At 49.2% G+C, this 303-nt stretch carries 1 protein-coding gene; it reads left to right on the top strand.

Translation table 11 applies throughout. From position 1 onward, the window contains the following. Positions 1–52 precede the first annotated feature (52 nt). The coding region (locus IV91_RS18665) for a hypothetical protein (RefSeq protein ID WP_035418584.1) at positions 53–303 on the top strand (251 nt) is incomplete at its 3' end.

The raw sequence follows: 303 nt of genomic DNA, 5'->3' as shown, positions 1-303 counted from the left end.
AAAATCAGCACCGATTGAAAGGTTGGTACGTAGGGCCGAGCTATTTTCAGCCATGGAATTGGATCCTCGTGATTTTCCTGCTGACGACGATATGGTCGCACTTGGGCTTTCGGCGGATAATTTGGGCAAGGATCAAATCGGTGCTGCGGTGGTCGTAATGGCGGAATTGCTCAACCTCAGTTCAGGTAACTCTGGGGGGTGTAATTTGTACGAGCTCAACGACCTTTACATCAGGAATCCAGCGGCAAGGGCTGAGATAAATGAGGTGTTGATAAGGCGTGGCATCTGGGTTAATGGGATATA

Origin of the sequence: Ferrovum myxofaciens (assembly GCF_000735045.1) — a bacterium.
GTDB lineage: Bacteria > Pseudomonadota > Gammaproteobacteria > Burkholderiales > Ferrovaceae > Ferrovum > Ferrovum myxofaciens.
Note: the sequence above shows the minus strand (reverse complement) of the source record. Positions and strands in the feature narration are given on the sequence as shown.